The organism is Peribacillus sp. NPDC097895 (assembly GCF_050277555.1).
Taxonomy (GTDB): domain Bacteria; phylum Bacillota; class Bacilli; order Bacillales; family DSM-1321; genus Peribacillus.
Genome location: NZ_JBNNSH010000002.1, coordinates 796,959 through 816,923 on the forward strand (window position 1 = coordinate 796,959; position 19,965 = coordinate 816,923).

Annotated in this window: 15 protein-coding genes, 1 pseudogene and 1 riboswitch; of the genes and pseudogenes, 3 read left to right on the top strand and 13 right to left on the bottom strand. The window is 40.1% G+C overall.

The window, feature by feature from the left end; genetic code table 11:
• Positions 1-575 precede the first annotated feature (575 nt).
• Positions 576-1,988 (top strand): sigma-54 interaction domain-containing protein, encoded by a 1,413-nt coding sequence (locus ACQKMH_RS15265; protein ID WP_427588327.1) that lies wholly within the window; start codon positions 576-578, stop codon positions 1,986-1,988.
• Between the two features lie 90 nt (positions 1,989-2,078).
• Here ACQKMH_RS15265 and cobT read toward each other — a convergent pair whose 3' ends face one another.
• Entirely contained in the window at positions 2,079-3,125 is a 1,047-nt protein-coding gene (gene cobT, locus ACQKMH_RS15270; RefSeq protein WP_427588328.1) for a nicotinate-nucleotide--dimethylbenzimidazole phosphoribosyltransferase, read from the bottom strand.
• A 105-nt stretch (positions 3,126-3,230) separates the two neighbouring features.
• Complete coding sequence (gene lepB / locus ACQKMH_RS15275) at positions 3,231-3,779, bottom strand: signal peptidase I (protein ID WP_427588329.1); 549 nt, start codon at positions 3,777-3,779, stop codon at positions 3,231-3,233.
• A gap of 359 nt (positions 3,780-4,138) precedes the next feature.
• On the opposite strand from lepB, the gene ACQKMH_RS15280 reads away from it, so the two are divergent.
• The gene (locus ACQKMH_RS15280; RefSeq protein WP_427588330.1) at positions 4,139-4,684 is read left to right on the top strand and encodes an NADPH-dependent FMN reductase; all 546 of its coding nucleotides are present in this window, start codon (positions 4,139-4,141) and stop codon (positions 4,682-4,684) included.
• Positions 4,685-4,800: 116 nt separating this feature from the next.
• On the opposite strand, the gene ACQKMH_RS15285 is transcribed toward ACQKMH_RS15280, so the two are convergent.
• From ACQKMH_RS15285 to ACQKMH_RS15335, 11 genes and pseudogenes are all read right to left on the bottom strand, one after another.
• Complete coding sequence (locus tag ACQKMH_RS15285; protein ID WP_427588331.1) at positions 4,801-5,586, bottom strand: SDR family oxidoreductase; 786 nt, start codon at positions 5,584-5,586, stop codon at positions 4,801-4,803.
• An 18-nt stretch (positions 5,587-5,604) separates the two neighbouring features.
• A complete protein-coding gene (locus ACQKMH_RS15290) occupies positions 5,605-6,459 on the bottom strand; it encodes a RhaT/GlcU family sugar-proton symporter (protein ID WP_427588332.1) in 855 nt (284 codons plus the stop codon).
• A 231-nt stretch (positions 6,460-6,690) separates the two neighbouring features.
• A complete protein-coding gene (locus tag ACQKMH_RS15295) occupies positions 6,691-7,275 on the bottom strand; it encodes a hypothetical protein (RefSeq protein WP_427588333.1) in 585 nt (194 codons plus the stop codon).
• A 51-nt stretch (positions 7,276-7,326) separates the two neighbouring features.
• Positions 7,327-9,279, bottom strand: a complete 1,953-nt coding sequence (locus tag ACQKMH_RS15300) for a primary-amine oxidase (RefSeq protein ID WP_427588334.1) — start codon at positions 9,277-9,279, stop codon at positions 7,327-7,329.
• A 73-nt stretch (positions 9,280-9,352) separates the two neighbouring features.
• Positions 9,353-10,303 (bottom strand): DMT family transporter, encoded by a 951-nt coding sequence (locus ACQKMH_RS15305; RefSeq protein ID WP_427588335.1) that lies wholly within the window; start codon positions 10,301-10,303, stop codon positions 9,353-9,355.
• 80 nt (positions 10,304-10,383) lie between these two features.
• Positions 10,384-11,858, bottom strand: a pseudogene (locus tag ACQKMH_RS15310) (aldehyde dehydrogenase family protein).
• A gap of 208 nt (positions 11,859-12,066) precedes the next feature.
• Positions 12,067-12,900, bottom strand: a complete 834-nt coding sequence (locus ACQKMH_RS15315) for a helix-turn-helix domain-containing protein (RefSeq protein WP_427588336.1) — start codon at positions 12,898-12,900, stop codon at positions 12,067-12,069.
• 357 nt (positions 12,901-13,257) lie between these two features.
• Positions 13,258-15,084, bottom strand: a complete 1,827-nt coding sequence (locus tag ACQKMH_RS15320; RefSeq protein ID WP_427588337.1) for an APC family permease — start codon at positions 15,082-15,084, stop codon at positions 13,258-13,260.
• A 137-nt stretch (positions 15,085-15,221) separates the two neighbouring features.
• Positions 15,222-15,366: riboswitch (cyclic di-AMP (ydaO/yuaA leader) on the bottom strand.
• Between the two features lie 328 nt (positions 15,367-15,694).
• Positions 15,695-16,150: a GtrA family protein gene (locus ACQKMH_RS15325; RefSeq protein ID WP_427588338.1), complete on the bottom strand. Its 456-nt coding sequence runs from the start codon at positions 16,148-16,150 to the stop codon at positions 15,695-15,697.
• Positions 16,110-17,132: a glycosyltransferase family 2 protein gene (locus ACQKMH_RS15330; RefSeq protein ID WP_427588339.1), complete on the bottom strand. Its 1,023-nt coding sequence runs from the start codon at positions 17,130-17,132 to the stop codon at positions 16,110-16,112. Before ACQKMH_RS15330 ends, ACQKMH_RS15325 begins: the two co-directional genes overlap by 41 nt.
• Positions 17,133-17,147: 15 nt before the next feature.
• Positions 17,148-18,812 carry a DUF6044 family protein gene (locus ACQKMH_RS15335; protein ID WP_427588527.1) on the bottom strand — a complete coding sequence of 555 codons (1,665 nt, stop codon included), beginning with the start codon at positions 18,810-18,812 and terminating at the stop codon, positions 17,148-17,150.
• Positions 18,813-19,429: 617 nt separating this feature from the next.
• On the opposite strand from ACQKMH_RS15335, the gene ACQKMH_RS15340 reads away from it, so the two are divergent.
• Positions 19,430-19,573, top strand: coding sequence for a bacitracin ABC transporter ATP-binding protein (locus ACQKMH_RS15340; protein ID WP_427588340.1), 144 nt, complete (start codon positions 19,430-19,432; stop codon positions 19,571-19,573).
• Positions 19,574-19,965: the final 392 nt, after the last annotated feature.

Consider the following 19,965-nt stretch of genomic DNA (forward strand, 5'->3'; position numbering starts at 1 on the left):
CAGAAATAGGTTAACCGTTTAGATATCCATATAAAAATGAGCTGCTTTTGCAACTCATTTACCCCATTTTCAACTTTTTAGAATTGACAGTGATTTTGAAATCATTAGGTTTGTTCCACCTTTCACACCAGTAGGAAAAGCACTAGTTCCTAAACCTCACCCTAATGGGCTTCGGCATCAGGGTGGTTCCGAAACAATATATGAGGTATATCACTACCTCCTCGGAAGTCATCCAAAGTGACAAAAATGAAAAACCTCTTGCAAAGCAAAGTAAAACCAATATCAATTTTCACTTCACTTTATATTTTTCTATATTTCGTAAATACGAATCTAAGCTATTCTGATGGAGGTAGCGAAAGAACCCCTTCAGCTCACGAAACATCCATTTTTCCTTAGTTCAGATAAATAACAGCTTTCATGATGACACTTCCTCCACTCGATATCCTATCATCGTGCTCATATGCCAAATGTATGAAAAATGATTCAATTTCGAATCGAGGTATCTGAAAATTCTTGATTTACTACTTGTTTTTGATTTATATTTGAATCACCGGAACAATGGGATAAGGAGGAAAATGATGAGTGATAAGAATGTGAAAAGAGTTTTGGAATGCATCATCAGTACATCCAATAACAATATTACCGTGACCGATGAAAAAGGATTCATTTTATTTACGAATCCTAACCATTGGTGGATTTATGGAATTGAACCTGACCATTATCTAGGAAAATCCGTTTACCAGCTTGAAACGGAAGGAATACTTTCACCTTCGATTTCCGCCATGGTATTGAAAGAAAAAACACCTGTCCAGATTATGCAGCAGACGAAGACGGGAAAAATCGTCATGTCGACTGCCTTTCCCATCTTTGATGATGATGGTGATTTGATCCGTGTCGTCAGTTATGCTCAAGATCAAACTGAAATCAGGAAACTCCAGGATCAGTATGGGCAATTGGAGAAAAAGATCCAAGAATACCAATCGGAGGTCGAGGAACTTAGGGAACAGGAAGAGCTGATCTATCGCAGCAAGGAAATGCAGCAAATCGCCAAAACGATACTCCGTGTTTCCAAAACGGATGCCACAGTCATGCTACTTGGGGAATCGGGTGTTGGAAAGAGCGTCTTTGCCCGCCGACTCCATAATCAAAGTTACCGCAGCAAAGAGCCATTCATCGAAGTCAACTGCAGTACCATTCCAGAAAGTCTCTTTGAATCTGAAATGTTTGGTTATGAAGCAGGCTCCTTCACCGGTGCGCAAAAGCATGGGAAGCAGGGACTGATTGAACAGGCAGATAACGGAACTTTATTTCTGGATGAAATAGGGGAACTTCCCCTGGATATGCAAGTAAAACTATTAAATGTCTTGCAAGAGAAGACTTTTAAAAGAGTGGGCGGAAAGAAAGAGCATAAGATAGATTTCCGGCTTGTAACAGCAACCAATCAAAACCTTGAGGAAATGGTTGAAAAGGGAGCATTCAGGCTCGATTTGTATTACCGCTTAAATGTGATTCCCGTCCAAATACCGCCTTTACGAGAAAGAAAAGAAGATATTGCCATCTTAATCAATCATAATCTCGAAATCATCAACAAGAAGTACAAAACCGATAAGAAATTGCACCCTTCCACTTACGAAATCCTGATTAAGCATAAATGGTCAGGGAACGTACGAGAATTGGAAAATCTAATTGAACGGCTCATTTTGACCTCGGAAGACTCCATCATTTTCCCAGGATTCCTCCCCTCCCATTTCCATGGACAAGAACCCTTGGAAAAAAAAGATGATATCCTAATGATCGATCAAATGATGGTTGAGGATCATGATCTAAAGACCGCTCTTGAACAAGTGGAAAAATGGATGATGATGAAAGCGAGTAAACAATGTAAATCCACCTATGAAATGGCTGAATTTTTAGGGATTAGCCAGCCTTCCGTCGTTAGGAAGATGAAAAAATATAAAGATCAACTAACCATTCAACAAGGGAACTAAAAAGCTCATTTCATACCTGTCTTGGAGCCGGAAAAGCGGATTGAAGTCTTATAATAAAAAGAGACCTTCACATGGAAGGTCTCTTTTTTCTTACTTATTTGATACGCCTGCCGATTCAAATGTTGCCATCTCTTTAATGACCAATGTCGCTGCCTTTAGAATAGGGTATGCCACGGCGGCTCCTGTTCCTTCTCCAATTCTCATTCCTAAATCGAGAATCGGCTTCTTACCCAGCAATTCTATGGCTGTTCTATGACCTGGTTCTGCCGATTGATGTCCAACAAACATATAATCGGCTGCACGGTCTGAAATAAGGTTGGCCAATACAGCAGCGGTGGTTGTAATGAATCCGTCAACAAGAATGGGTATACGGCTGTTCGCTGCAGCGAGCATGGCCCCTGCCATACCTGCAATCTCGAATCCCCCGATTTTCATTAATATATTGATAGGATCATCGGGACTAGGATTTCTTAGTGAAATCGCTTCTTCAATAATTCTTTGCTTATGTAAAATACCTTCCGATTTCAGTCCTGTTCCCTGTCCCACTAGTGATTCTACGCTTTTCCCGCTTACGACCGAGATGATGGCGGAACTGGATGTCGTATTTCCGATTCCCATTTCACCAAGGATCAGGCATTTCGCTCCACGAGCAATCATTTCCTGTGCACGGGCAAATCCAATTTCAAGCGCTTGAATGACCTCTTCTCGTGTCATCGCATCTTCTTTATAAAAGTTCCTAGTTCCACGGCGGACCTTTCTTGAGGTTAATTCCGGTGCTTCGATATCTGCATCGATCCCTATATCAACAATGTCTAAGTAAGCATCTATCGCACGGCTGAATACATTGATGGCTGCTCCGTCATTCAAGAAATTGAGTGCCATTTGCTCTGTCACTTCTTTTGGATAAGCAGAAACTCCCTCTTCCGTTATTCCATGATCTGCTGCAAATACGATCACTCCCGGTTTCGAAATGTCAGGAAATGCCGATCCTGTCATCTTGGCCAATTCGATGATCCATTCCTCAAGGCGTCCTAAGCTTCCCTGAGGAACAGTCAGCGAATCAACATGGCCTTTCACTTGCCGTCCCATTTCTTCATCCAGAATCGGGATGGAGATAGCGGCTAACCCATTCGTCATATTAAACCCTCCAAAATTCAAAATGAAAAACCTTCCCCATCGGAAAAGGTTCTTATCCATCATCTGCTATAAATATAACATCGTCCACATAATTATCTACGATTATTACTTCGGCGCTCCCATTTTATTTAAAGGATAGATACGAATTTCCGCTTTGCCTACAAGTGATTGCTCAGAAATAAAACCAAATCTTCTTCCATCCCAACTATTCCTGCGATTATCCCCCATGACAAATAAGGAACCAACTGGTACCTTGGTTTTCCCAAACGAATCTTTCAGGTTGAAATTCTCCGTCAGATTTTCTCCCCTTGGAATTTCCGCTTTTTTTGTTTCCAAATACGGTTCTGTATATTTTTTCCCATTGATATATAGCACATCATCTTTCATAACGACACTGTCACCTGGTAAACCGATCACCCTTTTTATATACAGCTCATCCCTGTCTGGAGCATTAAATACAACCATATCGAAACGTTCGGGCATTCCGACTTTAGTAACTACGATCCGATCATCGTTTTCATAAGTCGGCTCCATGGATTCACCTTTGACGGTCACTGGCGTAAATAAAAACTGTTGGCAAATAAATACGATCATTATCGCAAATAAGATAGATTTCAACCACGATAATACTTCACTTTTCCTATTATCCTGCATGCGGGACCTCCTCCCCTCCATAGTGCCGCTAACACTTCGGAAACCAATGATCTTTCAGAATATCGTCCAGTTTCAACTGGGAAAATTGTAACATATCCATGTACCGCTTGCGAGAATGAATCATTTTTTCATAGCTAAAGAGTCGAGTTCACGAGTACACTTCTGTAACAGGAAAATAGGTGGCCTTAAAAACGGCTTCTGCACTTACTTGGTATCAACGAATGCCCGCTTCTTAGAATCGGTGAAAGATTATTTCCTAAGCATCCTTTTTCCCTTTCATTTAATTTCCAATTATAATGGGTAAGTGGAATTTATTATCATGATTATCCATGAAAAATAAACTGTCGGAGGTAATGAAGATGAAAGTTGTTGCAATAGTGGGAAGTATTCGTAAAGAGTCTTACAACCTAAAGCTCGCTAAATATATTCAAACTAGATATCAAGATCGTTTTGATCTCGAAATCTTAAACATTCGGGATCTTCCTTTCTATGACCAAGATATTGAAAATGATCCTCCTGCAGTCGTAAACGAATTTAAAAGTAAAGTGGCTGATGCAGATGCAGTCCTATGGGTAACACCTGAATACAATGGGACGATTCCAGGGGTATTGGGCAATGCCATCGATTGGTTATCGCGAGTCGATAAGGTCTTGATCGGTAAACCTTCATGGATCATGGGTGCGTCAATGGGGCAATTAGGAACGGTTAAGGCTCAATTGCATTTGCGTGAAATCTTATTCGCTCTAGGTATCTCCTCCCCACTCCTTCCTGGGAATGAAGTATACGTTGGAGCCGTGCATGATAAAATTGATAGTGATGGAAGTCTTACACATGAATCGACTGTCCAGTTCATCGATACGGTCGTTGATAATTTCATAACCTGGTATAATCATCATACTCGATAATCTTTTTAACAAAAATCCCGGCAGGAATTGATCCTGCCAGGATTTTTTTAATCAAGAATCGTGAGAAGCGACCCTTTGCCTCAATGGCAGGTTTGCGCCTTTACCAAGCGGATGAATTATCCTCTTCCAGCTTGGAACGCAGGATATTTGGTCATCCCGCCATCAGCGAATAGAGTGATGCCCGTTACATAACTGGATTCTGAAGAAGCCAGCCATACAGCAACCGCGGCAATTTCTTCAGGTTTTCCGATATACCCCATTGGAATCATGCTTTCCAGATCCTTTTTCTTTTCGGGATCTTCAAGCTTGTCAGCATTTATTGGCGTGGCTATGGCTCCAGGCCCAATGCTGTTCACACGAATCCCTTTCGGCGCATACTCAAGCGCCAAGGTTTCCGTAAGCAACTTCACACCGCCCTTGCTTGCTGCGTAGTGTACGAATAAGGGCCAGGGAATCATCTCATGTACACTGGACATGTTTATTACATTCCCTTTAACATTGTTCTCGACAAAATACTTGATTGCTTCACGGCAGCCTAAGAAATTGCCTGTCAAGTTGGTATTGATTACTCTATTCCAGTCGCTTAACGGCATTTCGTGCGATGGAACAGGATTTTCTATTCCTGCATTATTAATGAATATATCGAGTTTGCCGAATTCCTTTATCGCAGATTGAACAAGGTTAATCATATCTTCTTCAACAGTGACATCGCCTTTCACTGCAACAGCTTCTCCACCATTGGTTTTGATTTCTTCCAATACACTATCCGCTTCCTCTGATTTATTGCGATAATTAACCACGACCTTTGCCTTTTCCTGTGCAAAGCGAATGGCCATCGCTTTTCCCAACCCAGTGGATGAACCGGTTATCACAACGACCTTACCTTCTAAATCTGTATACATTTCATCGCCCTCCTCCAATTAACTTTTTGCCAGTCCGAGCATAATCCCGGCTATGATGATCAAGATAATTCCAATAACGATTCCAATCAGTTGGCGTTTTGTTTTCTTCTCACGTAAAATGATGATCCCGCCTAGAGTTGAGATGACTATTCCCATTTGAGAAAGGGAAAAACTCGTAGCGACTCCCACACGAGGCTGGGAAATGAATAAAAACATGTTACCTGCAGCCCATATCAATCCGGGAATGATATTGCGAATTGCATATTTGTTAAACGGTTTATGTTTAAAAGTCAATAACAGACCGCCTATCACCATACCAATCGCTTGAGGGAACAACGCCGACCAGCCATTAACATCAAAAAGACGGGCAACGACCACATAGACCAAATAACCAAACGTCGAGATGAGGAGAATAACGATTCCTTTCTTCAAGTTTCCCTTTTTACCCTCTTTTGACTCTTTATCTTCCAATGAAGTCAGGACAATCCCAATAATAATGAAAACTAAGGCCAAAACCCCTAAAATGATCGCTTTCATTGTGGACCATTCGTGAAAAACAATGACTCCGAATAAGGTGGTCGATATGAGCTGCAATCCGGTTGAGATCGGCATCGTTTTGGATACGCCCATTAAATCAATGCTCTTAAGCTGATTAGCTTGTCCAACAGCCCAAAACAGACCAGAGACAACCCCTACTCCAAACACCAAAAGAGACAACTTAATATCAGCAAAAATAAAAACCCCAATTGAAAAAATCAAGGCGCCAATCGTTGTACCTAATGTTTGACTATAAGGTCCCCCACCTAGTTTCACATTGAATAAAACGATGCTTCCCCAGAATAATGCCGGCAAGAGAGCTAATAATATATCCATTTTCAACCCCCATATGTAAGTTCAAATCCAAAGCAGGAAATTTTTTATCTTCTTTTAATATGTTCGCATTCTTTGAATTGAGTCTTGGTAATTTTATGAAGTTTCCTTGGTTGAAGGGAGGATTGATCTGGATTTAGACACATCCGTCGTAAAAAAAAGGTTCAACACAAAAAGGGCTGCCCTCGCAGCCCTTTTTGATGAGTGAAAATATTATTTCTGGCTCCATAGCAGCTATCCACCATGTTTATGATGCTGCATGTCCATTTCCGGATCATTCCCGACCTTGAAAAAATCACTTTCCCAAGCAGCCGTCGTTCCGATCATGATGATGGAGAACAAGAGAGTCAAGTAGAATGGAACAAGTTCCTTCATTCTTTTTGTTGGATGTGTTTCTTTTACATCATGCCTCTTTATATAAAATGTCACAAATAATATACTGGCAAGATAAATCAGATCCATCGAAACGAGCATGAAAGTTTGTGAACCAAGAGGCAGCATGACCCCAAGCATGGCGCCCATCATCGCCCCCATCAGAGTTGTGGATATAGATTCCATTACCGCAGTTAAACCGAATGGGCTTCCAATGATGATTGCTGCCACGGCACATATTGCGATGGCTACAACAGTTAAAACCGCCAGCATGCCGGGTAACATGAATGCCAGGATTAAACTCAAGGTCAAACTTGTTGTCATGCTTAACATCATGACCATGCATTTACCCAGGCTCGTGCCAATATGATCTTTATTCCGATTTACTTTTTTGGAAAAATAAAACGTATAGGCCCCGACTATGATAAAACTGGTAAGCAGCAGCATTTGATTCGCTTCCCTTCTAGTAAGAGCTATTTTTGTGCGACGGCTGATTCTTTAATGACAGGAAGAGTTATTATCCATATGGCAAGCCGAATTCTTTGATTTTGATGGAGGCACGTCAAGAGCCGGATTGCGATCGAAAAAGCCTACTGGTTTCAAAATGAAGCTAATATATGCAGTCGGCATGACCGGCCAATCCTCAGGTCGGGTTATATGATGGTGCCCCATGTTATACCAGACCACAACGTCATCATTTTCAATGGAGCGATCGGCTTTAACCCACTCTTCCAACCCCTCTCCCCCTGCATGTTGGTTTGGATACCGCCCTGATGCAAACTGTTCTTCCGGATTGAATGGCGTCACCCAAAAATGATGCTTTAAGAATCCAGCCCGTTTTAAAAGGGGCGAATCATCATCGGCGAACGGGAAACAATTTTCACCTGCGAACAATTTATAACCAACAGGTTCTCCCAAACTATTCGTTTTTGATGGATTGACAATCTTCCAGAAGCGCGCAGTTCGCAAATCCAGATCTCGAACTGCCTCCGATTCATGTTTTAGCAGAGTTGAAACTGGGTAGAAACCATTGCCATACGGGTTGTCCGGCCCCTTCTCCATCCTTTTTGTATTGACCTCATAGACTGAATTATTGCTTCCGTCAACCATCATATCCAGCCTCATATTGAAGAAATGCTGATGATGTGCTGCAAATAATTGAGGAGCAACCAAATTGCCGTGTGGATGCTTTTGGCCAGGTTCGATGGCTTGAGTATGCAATATGCCTGTCAATTTCACTTCAAACTGTATCGTCCCATCTTGAAAGAAATACCAATAAAATCCATATTCGTAATTTCCGACTGTCGAGATGCTTGATAAGACCAGTCTTCTTGAACGGCGGACTTCAACATGACCGGTTCTCCAATCCGTATGTTTCCAACCAATTCCAAAGTCTTCCTCATGTAAGCAAATGGCATTTTTGATATGAATGACATCCCCTTTACTATCCACCAGGTTCGCATCAAAGTACTTGATTTCACCTAGACAGTCACATCCAAGTTCCAGTGAATTAGCCAACATGCCGATTCCGTATTCCCCCGCATCGAAAGCATTGTTCCTGTTCACCGGATCTGTTGGGTCACCATAAGGCACCACCATTTCGGATAAAGATGCTCTATAGAGGATTGACCGATGCACTCCATCATCATTGTAACTGACCGTATGAAGGACAAGACCTTCACGAGAGTTGAAACCAAAGCGAATCTTCCATTTTTGCCAATCGATCACATGGCCTTTCGTCGTGAAACTTGGACCTTCCGGTTGGATGATTTCTAAAGGTTTTACATCCTGCCTCATTTTCCCGACTTGATCGGGTGTATAATTTCCATCAAGCGGAGGTAACGGTATGGCACCTTTATCCACAATCTTGATGACTTCCATCTTATTTAAATCTACTAGGACATATAATCCTGAAATGGGGCGTGCATACCCATTATCATATAATGATGTACGGTAATAACATAAAGCCCTTACGATTCGAACGTCCTCTTCTTCTTCAATACCAAAATTCCCCGCAGACCATGGATCTACCATAATATTGTCCATATTCGTAAGACCCCTTTTAGCAAAGGCCTCTATCATCTCCGGGTGGCTTTTCACGACTTCTTGACACTCCAAGAATTCATCTGCCATAATGGATGGCTGCACTCCCGGAATCAGTTTCCATGATTTTATGTTGCCTTCCGTTAAAGAAACGACAGCCTCATATGTCTTTCCCTCTTTATTATGGAGAACGATACAGAATGCTTCTCTCTTGATTTGTTCTTCATCCTGATAATTCAAAACAATGGATTTTTCCGGTTCCAGTAAGCTAATGTTAGCAAAACGGTATTGGACATCCATTCCTTTATCACGTTTTAAAATCTTGACCGTCAACTCAAGTTCTTCTGCCGATAATGGATCAAGCGGATGATTTTCCCTCGCTACTTTCAAGTTTGATGTTTTTTCCATCGTACCCTCTCCTTTTAGGTAAAATATCGTTCTATCTTTTACGGTCATCTTTTCTTTCAAACTGACTTCCAATTTATTTTTCTATTGCATCCTTATTTTCGATAGTTGTAGTTAGCTCATTTCCTATCTTTTCTCTTTCTTTTGATTCTGCTATGAATATTGAAATAATTAAAAGTACAGTAGCAATGATATCTACCGTTCGTAATTCATCACCTAGGAATAAAACGGCATATAGCATCGCAGTAATCGGAATGATTGCCGTTACCATCCCTATGGTGCTTGCAGGTACCTTTGGAATTCCTAAGTACGTAAATACATAAGCAAGCACCCAGCCAAGCAATGAGTACGCAATGACAGCACTCCATAAACCGGGCGTCAGTTTTCCCCAATCAAATGATATTGCCTCATAAGTAGCCATTGGCAAAGTAGTTAGCAGCCCCATTAAGCATAGTCCTGCTGCCATCGTCACCGGGGGTACTTCCACTGCGAATTTTTTTGCATATACAAAAAACAATCCCAATGAAACAACCGCCAATATCATGAAAGTAATCCCTAATGCACTGGATTCCCCCTCCGTACTCGCACCTGCAAGCTCCATTATCAGAACAGCTGAAACAGCTAGTATGATGGCTATGCTCTTACGGATGTTCAACCGCTCTCCCAATAATATGAAGGAAAGAACCAAAGTTACGGCAGGCACCATGCTATTTATGATTCCAGCTGCTATTACACTAGAGTATTTCAAACCATATAGGAGGAATACCGTATATAATGTAACGGTAAAAAGAGATTGCATGAATATTCCGAAGTACGTTTTATACCCTAACTCTTTCCACTTGACTTTCTCGTATATTTTCGCTGATGGCAGTAAGATGATACAAGCGATGGCAAGCGTTATGGTTGTAAACAGCCATACGGGAATGGTCGCCATTGCAACACTGCCGGCCGGGATCGAGAGACCTAAAACAACCATATTCAATATGATGAAGATATAGCCAACGTTCAGTGAACCCACCCCATTCATACGGTTTATCAAGCGGAATGCTGGAAAGGAAACTTAGTTAACCTGCAAGCGAGAAAGCGATGACTAGACGCTCACTCCCCTTACACCCCATACCAGTTCAAGCCTTGCTCGTTCAAATCGATCCACACATTTTTTGTTTCCGTGTACATATCCATCGCTTGGATACCCAGTTCCCTTCCAAAACCGCTTTGTTTCCTTCCGCCAAAAGGAGCTGCGCTATCGAGCATGCTAAACGTGTTCACATACACCGTTCCCGCTTTGAGTCCCCTTACCATACGATGCGCTCTTTTTAAATCATTGGTCCATATACCTGAAGCCAACCCATACAACGTGTCATTTGCCTTGCTCAATGCATCCTCCTCATCTTTAAACTTGATCACCGACAATACCGGTCCAAATATCTCTTCACGGGCAATTGTCATATCATTCGTCACGTTCTCAAAAACAGTGGGCGTGAAGAAATAGCCATTTCCTGCCTCCCTGTTTCTTTCGCCGCCGATGACAAGATTAGCACCCTGTTCCAGACCAGCCGCTACGTATTGTTCAATTTTGTCTAATTGTTGTAAAGAAACTTGCGGACCCATTTGGGTCGTTTGTTCTAAAGGATTCCCTACACGGATCGATTGTACTTTCTTCACGAATGAATCCATGAATCGATCATATATGCTTTCTTGCACAAAAAGTCTTGTACCAGAGGCGCAAACCTGACCTTGAGCGAAGAAGATGCCAAACATGGATCCATTCACTGCATTTTCAATGGAAGCATCATCAAAAACTATATTTGGTGATTTGCCCCCTAATTCAAGGCTTATCGGTTTTATGTTCTTACTTGCTGCTTGCATGATGAGGCGGCCAGTATGAGTTGAACCCGTAAAAGCGATTTTATCGACATCAGGATGGGAGGAGAGGGCCTCACCCGCCACCTTCCCATATCCCGGAATGACATTGATTACTCCATTTGGAATTCCGACTTCCTGAAAGATTTTTACCAATTCCAGAATGCTCACCGGAGTTTGTTCAGCTGGTTTGATTACGATCGTATTGCCTGCCGCTAAAGCAGGCGCAAGCTTCCACATCGTCAACATTAGAGGAAAGTTCTAAGGTACTATGTGGCTCCAACGACGCCGATGGGCTCCTTCAGGGTAAAATTGAACCGGTTATGAGGAGAAGCAAGGGTGCTTCCCTGGACTTTATTTGCTAATCCTGCATAAAATTCAAGTACATCTATCATGGCTGGCATTGCAATGAACTTCGTTTCGTTGATTGGCAACCCGTTATCCTGTGATTCAACTTCGGCTAGCATATCGGCTTTTTCCCAAAGGGCCTGTGCCACTTTATTTAGCAATCTACCTCTATCTCCCGGTGCCATTTCAGCCCACGGACCTGATTCAAATGCCCTTCGTGCAGCTTTTACTGCCAAATCAACATCTTCCGGACCAGCCTCGGCAACTACAGCATTCACTTCATCCGTTGCAGGATTTAGTGATTCAAATGTTTTTCCGGATAAAGAATCAACCCATTTCCCATCAATGAACAATTGATATTTCTTCCCCATCATCATTCCCCTTTCGAGTGGAAATTTCTTAAACAACCAATTCTATCTATTAAAACAATAAGGCTACACACTTTATTTTTATTGTAAAAAGCGGAACATTCTGAATATTTGTGACGCAATAAAAAACCAAACAAAATAGATCCTCGTCATCTTGAACGGGATCTTGTCACTAGAATCACTATATATACCAGGACACCTTATATTGAACTTAATTGGTTGGATCAGACAATTTCTTTGAGACGGTATGCATGAATTTATTAGGAGTCAGGTAACCAAACTTTTTAAATTCATTAATTAAATGTGATTGATCATAATATCCATTTTCATTAATTACATCCCATACTGTAAAGAACTTTTTATTCAATAGCATATGCAGGGAGTTCTGAAACCTCACTATTTGGCTAAATAATTTTGGCGGCATTCCTACATGAGCATCGAATTGCTTTCTCAAGTATCTTGTAGAATATCCTGTCTCAACGGCCAATTGATTCATATTTACATTTCCTTTAGTAGAATATATTTTATTCAAAGAATAATCTATAATTGCCGGCAAATCATTACATGCAAATATATTATTCCCTATTTCTTCTTTGAAAAGTTTTATTCTTCCACGAAAATCCTGTTCATTTATTAACCTTTCCATAATGGTAGGTTCAATTGTGATCATATCAGCTAATGGAATTTGGCAATCAATCACTTCCTTCATAGAATATTTAAAATGCTGGGTTTCTTGTTTAGGTAAAAACCTGACACCGAAATATTCACAATTAGCCTGAAAGTTTATCTTTTTGTACTTTAGGACAGTCCCACATACACTTGCGTAGGGTCTAACGGGATCGCAATAAAATAATATATCGATGCATCCATCTGGAATAACGGACATTGGATCCATTAAATCTTGATTAATTTTAAATTGATAGAATAATGTAGTTGAATGGTCTGAATTTCTTTGTTTATATTCTATATAGTAATCCGTAAGTGTCTCGAATTCCGGTTGAAATGGAAAATAATCAAAGTTTTTGAAACTCTGAATGATGCTCAACGATCATCACGCTCCTATTATATTACATGATCAGACCAGCCCCTATGAGGGACAAAACTGAAATTCTTAATTCGGAAAACTTACCTATTTTCTTTTTGCGGATTTGCCTCATCTAATTGATTGCACGTGTCAACGGTTGAATGGTCATCTATATACTTCACATTTCAGGAACTTTATCATTATTTCAATGCCTGGCATTTCCAGCATGAGCGTGTTGTTTTTATGTTTTCGACAAGCATTTCCAAAACCCTTTTAAGTGATAAAATTTATTACATATACTGCCTTGAACTGTGGTGAACATGAAAAGAAGCAAACCGTGTGAAGGTTCGCTTCTTTTCATTTAGAGAATAATGGAGATTACTTTTTCAAATGATATGGTACTGTCGTAATAACTACATTCCTTCTGTAAAGCAAGTAGGCACGGATCAGTAAACTGGATTGGTTATGAAGAATATTGTGCCAGCCTTTCTTCGGAATGAATTGCGGAATGATGACAGTAACTTTATAGTTAGATTCCCTTGCTTTATGTTCAACTGTATCAACAAATTTCGTTAATGGCTGAATGATACTCCTGTAATAAGAGTTCAGTGTGACGAGTCTAACATCTGGTTGCCACTTATTCCACTTTTCTTCGAATTTTTTTTCATCCTCTCTTTCGAAAGCAACATAAACGGCAATAACCTGATGTGCTGAAAGGGATTTAGCATAATTTAAGGAGTTTTCAACCACATGAGTTATACCAGCCACAGGTACAATAATGATATTCCCTTCTATTGGTAAGATAGGCTCACATGTTGTAATCCTAAGTTGGTCACTAACTGCTTCATAATGCTTTCTAATACGATGAAAAATAATAATGATGATAGGCAAGAAAATCAATACAGGCCAAACCTGATTGAATTTAGTTAAAAAGAATATCATCGTGACGATAAAACTAATAAAGGCACCAATTGAATTAATGGTTAATTTCGTCTTCCATCCTTTTGGCTTTTCACGTATCCATTTAACAATCATCCCGGTCTGGGACAACGTAAATGGAATAAATACTCCCACCGCATAAAGTGGAATAAGATTTTCAGTATGTCCTCCAAATGCGATTATCAAGATGATTGATGCAAGCCCCAGAATGATAATTCCATTGGAATATCCCAATCGGTCTCCTCTAATCGTGAACGCCCTTGGTATGAATTTATCCTTCGCAAGATTTACCGCAAGCAAAGGGAAAGCAGAATAGCCAGTGTTGGCAGCAAGGATTAATATCAATGCAGTCGTACCTTGAATAAAGAAATACATGAAATTCCGTCCAAAAATCTCTTCAGCAATCTGCGAGACGACCGTTACCTCTGCGCTAGGAACAATGCTTAAATAATAGGCTAAGAATACAATTCCTGAAAATAATACAGCTAGTAAGGAACCCATCGCAATTAAGGTTTTAGCCGCATTATTAGGAGCCGGATCTTTAAAGTTCGGAATCGCATTGGAGATGGCTTCAACACCCGTCAATGCCGAACTGCCTGATGCAAAAGCTCTTAGCAGTATAAATAAACTGATGCCCGCTACTGGTGTTCCGATCGACGTATGCAATTCAGGATTCACTTGGCCCGTCAAGATTTTGTATAATCCTACACCAATCAGAATGAATAACGCTAAAACGAATAGGTACACCGGATAGGCCAAAACAGAGGCCGACTCGGTTACTCCTCTTAGGTTTAGGATGGTAAGCAGAATGACAAAAATGATAGCGATGATCACATTATGGGAATGCAGGCTAGGAAAAGCAGATGTGATGGCATCAGTGCCGGCAGAAACACTTACCGCCACAGTCAATATATAATCGACCAACAAAGATCCACCAGCTATCAACCCTGGGTTGACACCTAGATTGTTTTTTGAAACGACATAGGCTCCTCCACCATGGGGATAAGCAAAAATAATTTGCCTATAAGACAAAATCAAAGCAGTTAACAGGATCAATACTCCAATGGCAATCGGGATGGAATACCAGAATGCTGTTACACCGATTGTGATCAGCACGATCAATATTTGTTCCGGACCATATGCCACCGAAGACAAAGCATCGGAAGATAGTATCGCCAAAGCTTTTGTTTTATTCAGTTTTTGATCACCAAGTGCATTTGATTTTAAGGGCCTGCCTATCAAAAACCTCTTTAAAGAAGATAACATTAAGAACTCACCGCCATATTTAATAAATTATAAGTTTATGTTGCCCAGCTCTGTGAAAAAAAAAAGAAAATAAAAATGCCTGCAATCCATAATTAAATAGACCTGCAGACATCATTTTTTTGTCTCACAAGCTCCACCTTCCTTCTCATTAAACGCTTACGAGGTTAGCTGTCGGATTCGGACCTTTGAGTAGCCCTACCTTATAAAGGATTCACCCCTTGAATTGTAAAACAATCCTAATAACGGTTCCCCCGTGCCAAAAGACTTCAGCGATTTAGAAATATGAAACTGTTGATTATCATACTCCCGTGTATTGGAAAAGTAAATGAAAATTTTGCACATAAATACAATAATTTATTGATAGTGATGTCATGTTGATACCGCATACTTCATAAGTGACCCAAACACATGATTTGAAGGAAGGAAAGTGATGAATACCTGGCTAAAAAAGAAAGCGGAATATTATTTGTTGAATTTTCAGAAATTGTGATTGGAGAGATTATTAAACAATCTGGTTGTCCTAAAAAGAAAAAATGACCAGCCTCACAGAATTCGTCAAGGTAAACCTGAACACCTCTCAATTCAATCAACTAACTCACCTTTCGATTTGCTAATTCCTTCCTTCTTGAATTGGTTTCAACATATTTTTTTTAAAAACAAAGTATTTCTGACCCATATAGTTAAGTCCTGTATAAAGGACTGTTCCAATCAGTACAGCCACATTTTGTTGTATGGACAAACGAACAGACCCTTCCATAGATTCTGCGATGGCTTGACCTAACGAATACGCGGCTGAATAACAAATAAGGATGACACAAAAGAAACGGGCAGCCCCTCTACGCCAATCTATATTGCTTCTAAAGGTAAAATTCCTGTTTAACAGAAAACTCGTTACAGCTCCCGTACCATTGCCGAAAAAGGTCGAGACCCAATAAGATAAACCAAAAACATTCATTAAAAAAAGCATGATGGACAGTCCAACCGCTGTATTGACTATTCCAACAAGTAAAAATCGGATAAAAGAATTAGTGCGTTCCAGAAAGTTTTTCCAAACTGGTTCGTTCATTGTCTAGTTGCTCCCGTTTTTTTAAATCAAGCGGATTAAATAGATCCAAATCCACAATATATTTAGGCCGACGTTTGGACTCATTATAGATTTTACCGATATATTCCCCAATCAAGCCAACAGCAATCAACTGTAGTCCACCGATCAACCATATAGAGGTAATTAATGAGGTCCAGCCAGTTTCTGTTTGCCCATAAAACTTTAACCATAAAAAGTATGACCCAAAAAGTAAGCTTACGAAAAAGGACAGACATCCAAGCCATAATACAAGCCGGATCGGTGTAACAGAAAAGGAAGTAATCCCATCCAGTGCAAATGCAACCATCTTCTTCAATGGATACTTCGTTTCACCAGCCAATCTTTCTTTTCGATCATAATAAACAGAGGCCGTCTCAAACCCAATGAGTGGAACGATTCCACGTAAAAAAAGATTCGTTTCTTCAAATCGTTCCAACTCTACAATTGCCCTTTTGCTCATTAGTCGGAAATCAGCATGGTTATAGACAAGCTTAACCCCCATCTTGTTCATCATTTTATAAAACGCTGTCGCTGAAGTACGTTTAAAAAATGAATCAAGCTCCCTCTTTCGGCGGACACCGTATACAATTTCACATCCTTCAGTGAATTTCCGAATGAATTCAGGGATGACAAGAATATCATCCTGCAAATCTGCATCGATGGAAATCACACAATCCGAAGCTTCCTTTGCTGTAAACAACCCTGCCAGGAGTGCATTTTGATGACCTACATTCTGGGAAAGTTTTAGACCGCGGACAAGCTCATTGTTTATAGTTTCCTTGTAAATGATTTTCCACGTTTGATCCTTACTTCCATCGTCAACCAACAAAATCTTACTTTGAACGGAAACAACGTTTTCTTCGACCAAATTCATCAACAAACTACAAAGCTGGGAAATCGTATCTGGCAAAACACTTTCTTCGTTATAACAAGGTACAACAATCGTTAATATTGGTGAATTCACAATACCCCCCCCTTTTCACATGACTTTATATAAATAGATTTTCCATAAGGTGTCTTTCTTTGTGAAGATCATATCTAGTACCAATTCGTTTTCCTTCGCGTTTTTAATAGGTAATGCAGAAAATATATACTTGCCTCCCATCCCTCTAAACGCATCCACATTCAGCTCTAAATTTTCCAGCTCTCTTTTCGAGCCTTTTTTGAACATATAATGCTTCCCGAGCTCATCGGTAAATAGGTAACAGCGCCCTCCCCATTCATCAAAGTAGATTCTAATGTTTTTATTCTTAGCCAATTCATTTTCAATTATTTGACGAAATTGATGTTTGTATGAAAGCGGATAGAAATTGTTATAGCTATCGAGCGTGTAAAATCCATTAAATTGAGCGATCGCAGGATGAAGACCTATGCTTGCAACCCGATAGTCTTCCTGTGGAAGGCTAATATGCTCTTTTATTTCCTGAAAAAGGCTCTCGGCATAGAACTCTTTAAAAGATGGCTTTTTATTGTGAGTGATTTCTTCATTGAAACCCATTAATATCATAATTTGTACGGCTAGGAAGATAGAAAGGGTTTTCTTAGCATAATCGCTGTGTTCCCAGATGATTTTTAACGCGAGGGCAAAACCTAAGTAAATGACCATCGGCCTTAAAAAGTGAAATCTTGCAAAATTAAAGGTATCCAAGGTGTGAAACCTTTCTGTTAAAGGAAGCCATCCTTTATAAAACCAAAATGCATACCATGCGGAAAGTATAAAATTCAAGCCAAACAAAAAAACAAATATCTTTTCCTGCCTCCACAGTTTTTTGATCAAAATAATATAAAGAGCAAAGACTGTAAGCGGTAAGATGATGAGCGCATGTACAGTCATGACATGCGTATGTCCAAGAACAAAATTTTTGAACGTAAGCTTGATGACCCACTCGAGCGGAAGCCTTGCGTGAAAATACTCATCTCTGCTATTTGGCTCGGAATCAACAATAAATGAAGCGACCAAACGATACTCCACAAGACCAAAAATGAAAGTCATATATACGATTGAAAGAAGAAATCTTACATTCCACCCTTTTCTCCTGATCACATCCGTTATCCAAAGAAAGCCCATTGCAACAAGAAAAAAGAAGAAGCCAAGCACGATGCTTGAATAAAGCGGTAAAAGGGTAAGGACCAAATAATTCTTCCACGAATGGTCCTTGCTGCGGATATTCAAAAAAGCCCAAAGCGCCAGCGGCATCCCAAGAGTACTTAGCATTCCCGATGGCCAAAATGGGGTAAGGGCAAAGGCTAGGGATGTGCCAACCCTAATCCACGCTAATTGGCTCCCCTTAACCAAATGTTTCTTTAATAAGATATGCATACCAAGGAAAGCAATAAATCTTGTTAATGCCTGGCTTATTGTGTATGCAATCATGGGCGGAAAAAGGGCATACAGCCATACGATAATGCTGAACTCACTGCCAAAGGCATTTCGGGGCAACCCATTCATGATTTGTGGAATTTTGGCGTCTATTGCTCCGAATAACTCACCACTTTCTGAAAGTACTTTATACCAAGCAAGATTGGAATCCAAATTATCATGTACACGAATATGTGCATTTTCTCCAAGGGTAATTAAGGGAGAAAGATATAAAATAATGACAAGAAGAGCAAAAAGAATTAGTTTTCGCTCTTGATTTTCAATTGGCAATATATACACCTCTTGATGGATTCAAGTATCCATAATATTTGCTTTAATGGTAAATCTATTCTTTTCAAGGGATTTATTTTCAACTGAAATAGAGCAACAAATGACCACAACAAAATAGCCGACCCTTCAATATAACGAAGCGGTACATTCCGGGATTACAGATATTAATATCCTCTACTTACTAAAAAGTGATGGGATTATTTTCTTACCTTCATTCCACTTTTATTCACTTTCTATCCTATAAGAAAGATTTCCACTTAAACCCATCTCCTATGAATATCAAATACATCATTCCTTCATTGCTCCCACAAATAACAATACCTGGCACCATCGCTTAGGATTTTGCCCCATTAGGGTATTTTCTCTCACACCAAGCTTTGCTCAATCTAACATTTTTTTGTCAAAACGGGCCCAATAAGGAATGAATTCCCCTTTTCATTTATATCGCATTCCTCCCAAAGAACACTTATAAGGCTAGCCATTGGATTTTATCCTACCTGAAGATTTGCACACAAAAGGAATAATTTATTGTAAGTGCGGTTATGTTGATAACGTATACGTCCTATAGTGACGCACACAAATGGTATCCAGAAAGGATTGCAGATAATCACATGCCCAAAAATGCGAATAATCCGATAATATCCGATGAATTTTTAGATCAAGTGGTTAAAGAAATCAATCAACAATTTGGTGGACCTATTAATGAAAAAAATGATTGTTTCCAACATGGGGAAAATGAAGAACGAAGAAGTTGAATGCGTCCCTTGTCTTCAACAGGACGTTCCCTCTTCTCAGAAAACTGATTCAACCTCTTAGCCAATTGTCTTTCATAATCATCATCTCAAAAAAACTCTGGTGTTTTTATCCAGGGTCCAGACTGTAGGCAAACTCCATGAATATCGAGTTTGTCTACAGTTTTTTTATAGCTTTTACAAAAAAACGTTAATTGGAACGTAGGGAACTCGCTTTCCGCGGGCGGTCCGCCCTCGTCTTGCGCCTGCGGGGTCTCCCGTAGATTTGATGTCGCAGATGATCTGCTTCTTCCACATAAGATATTTATCGGTTTCCTTCCATAAGAAATATTTCACCTTTCTTTAACGACTTGTCCAAACCGATTTAGCTTATCCGCATAGAATAATTACATGTA

What these genes read in the sequence shown, in the direction of transcription:
- ACQKMH_RS15340 (WP_427588340.1), top strand. Translation starts at nt 19,430, where the DNA reads ATGCCCAAAAATGCGAATAATCCGATAATATCCGATGAATTTTTAGAT.
- ACQKMH_RS15285 (WP_427588331.1), bottom strand. Translation starts at nt 5,586, where the DNA reads ATGTATACAGATTTAGAAGGTAAGGTCGTTGTGATAACCGGTTCATCC.
- ACQKMH_RS15300 (WP_427588334.1), bottom strand. Translation starts at nt 9,279, where the DNA reads ATGGAAAAAACATCAAACTTGAAAGTAGCGAGGGAAAATCATCCGCTT.
- ACQKMH_RS15290 (WP_427588332.1), bottom strand. Translation starts at nt 6,459, where the DNA reads ATGGATATATTATTAGCTCTCTTGCCGGCATTATTCTGGGGAAGCATC.
- ACQKMH_RS15280 (WP_427588330.1), top strand. Translation starts at nt 4,139, where the DNA reads ATGAAAGTTGTTGCAATAGTGGGAAGTATTCGTAAAGAGTCTTACAAC.
- ACQKMH_RS15265 (WP_427588327.1), top strand. Translation starts at nt 576, where the DNA reads ATGATGAGTGATAAGAATGTGAAAAGAGTTTTGGAATGCATCATCAGT.
- ACQKMH_RS15320 (WP_427588337.1), bottom strand. Translation starts at nt 15,084, where the DNA reads ATGTTATCTTCTTTAAAGAGGTTTTTGATAGGCAGGCCCTTAAAATCA.
- ACQKMH_RS15325 (WP_427588338.1), bottom strand. Translation starts at nt 16,150, where the DNA reads ATGAACGAACCAGTTTGGAAAAACTTTCTGGAACGCACTAATTCTTTT.
- ACQKMH_RS15295 (WP_427588333.1), bottom strand. Translation starts at nt 7,275, where the DNA reads ATGCTGCTGCTTACCAGTTTTATCATAGTCGGGGCCTATACGTTTTAT.
- ACQKMH_RS15305 (WP_427588335.1), bottom strand. Translation starts at nt 10,303, where the DNA reads ATGAATGGGGTGGGTTCACTGAACGTTGGCTATATCTTCATCATATTG.
- lepB (WP_427588329.1), bottom strand. Translation starts at nt 3,779, where the DNA reads ATGCAGGATAATAGGAAAAGTGAAGTATTATCGTGGTTGAAATCTATC.
- cobT (WP_427588328.1), bottom strand. Translation starts at nt 3,125, where the DNA reads ATGACGAATGGGTTAGCCGCTATCTCCATCCCGATTCTGGATGAAGAA.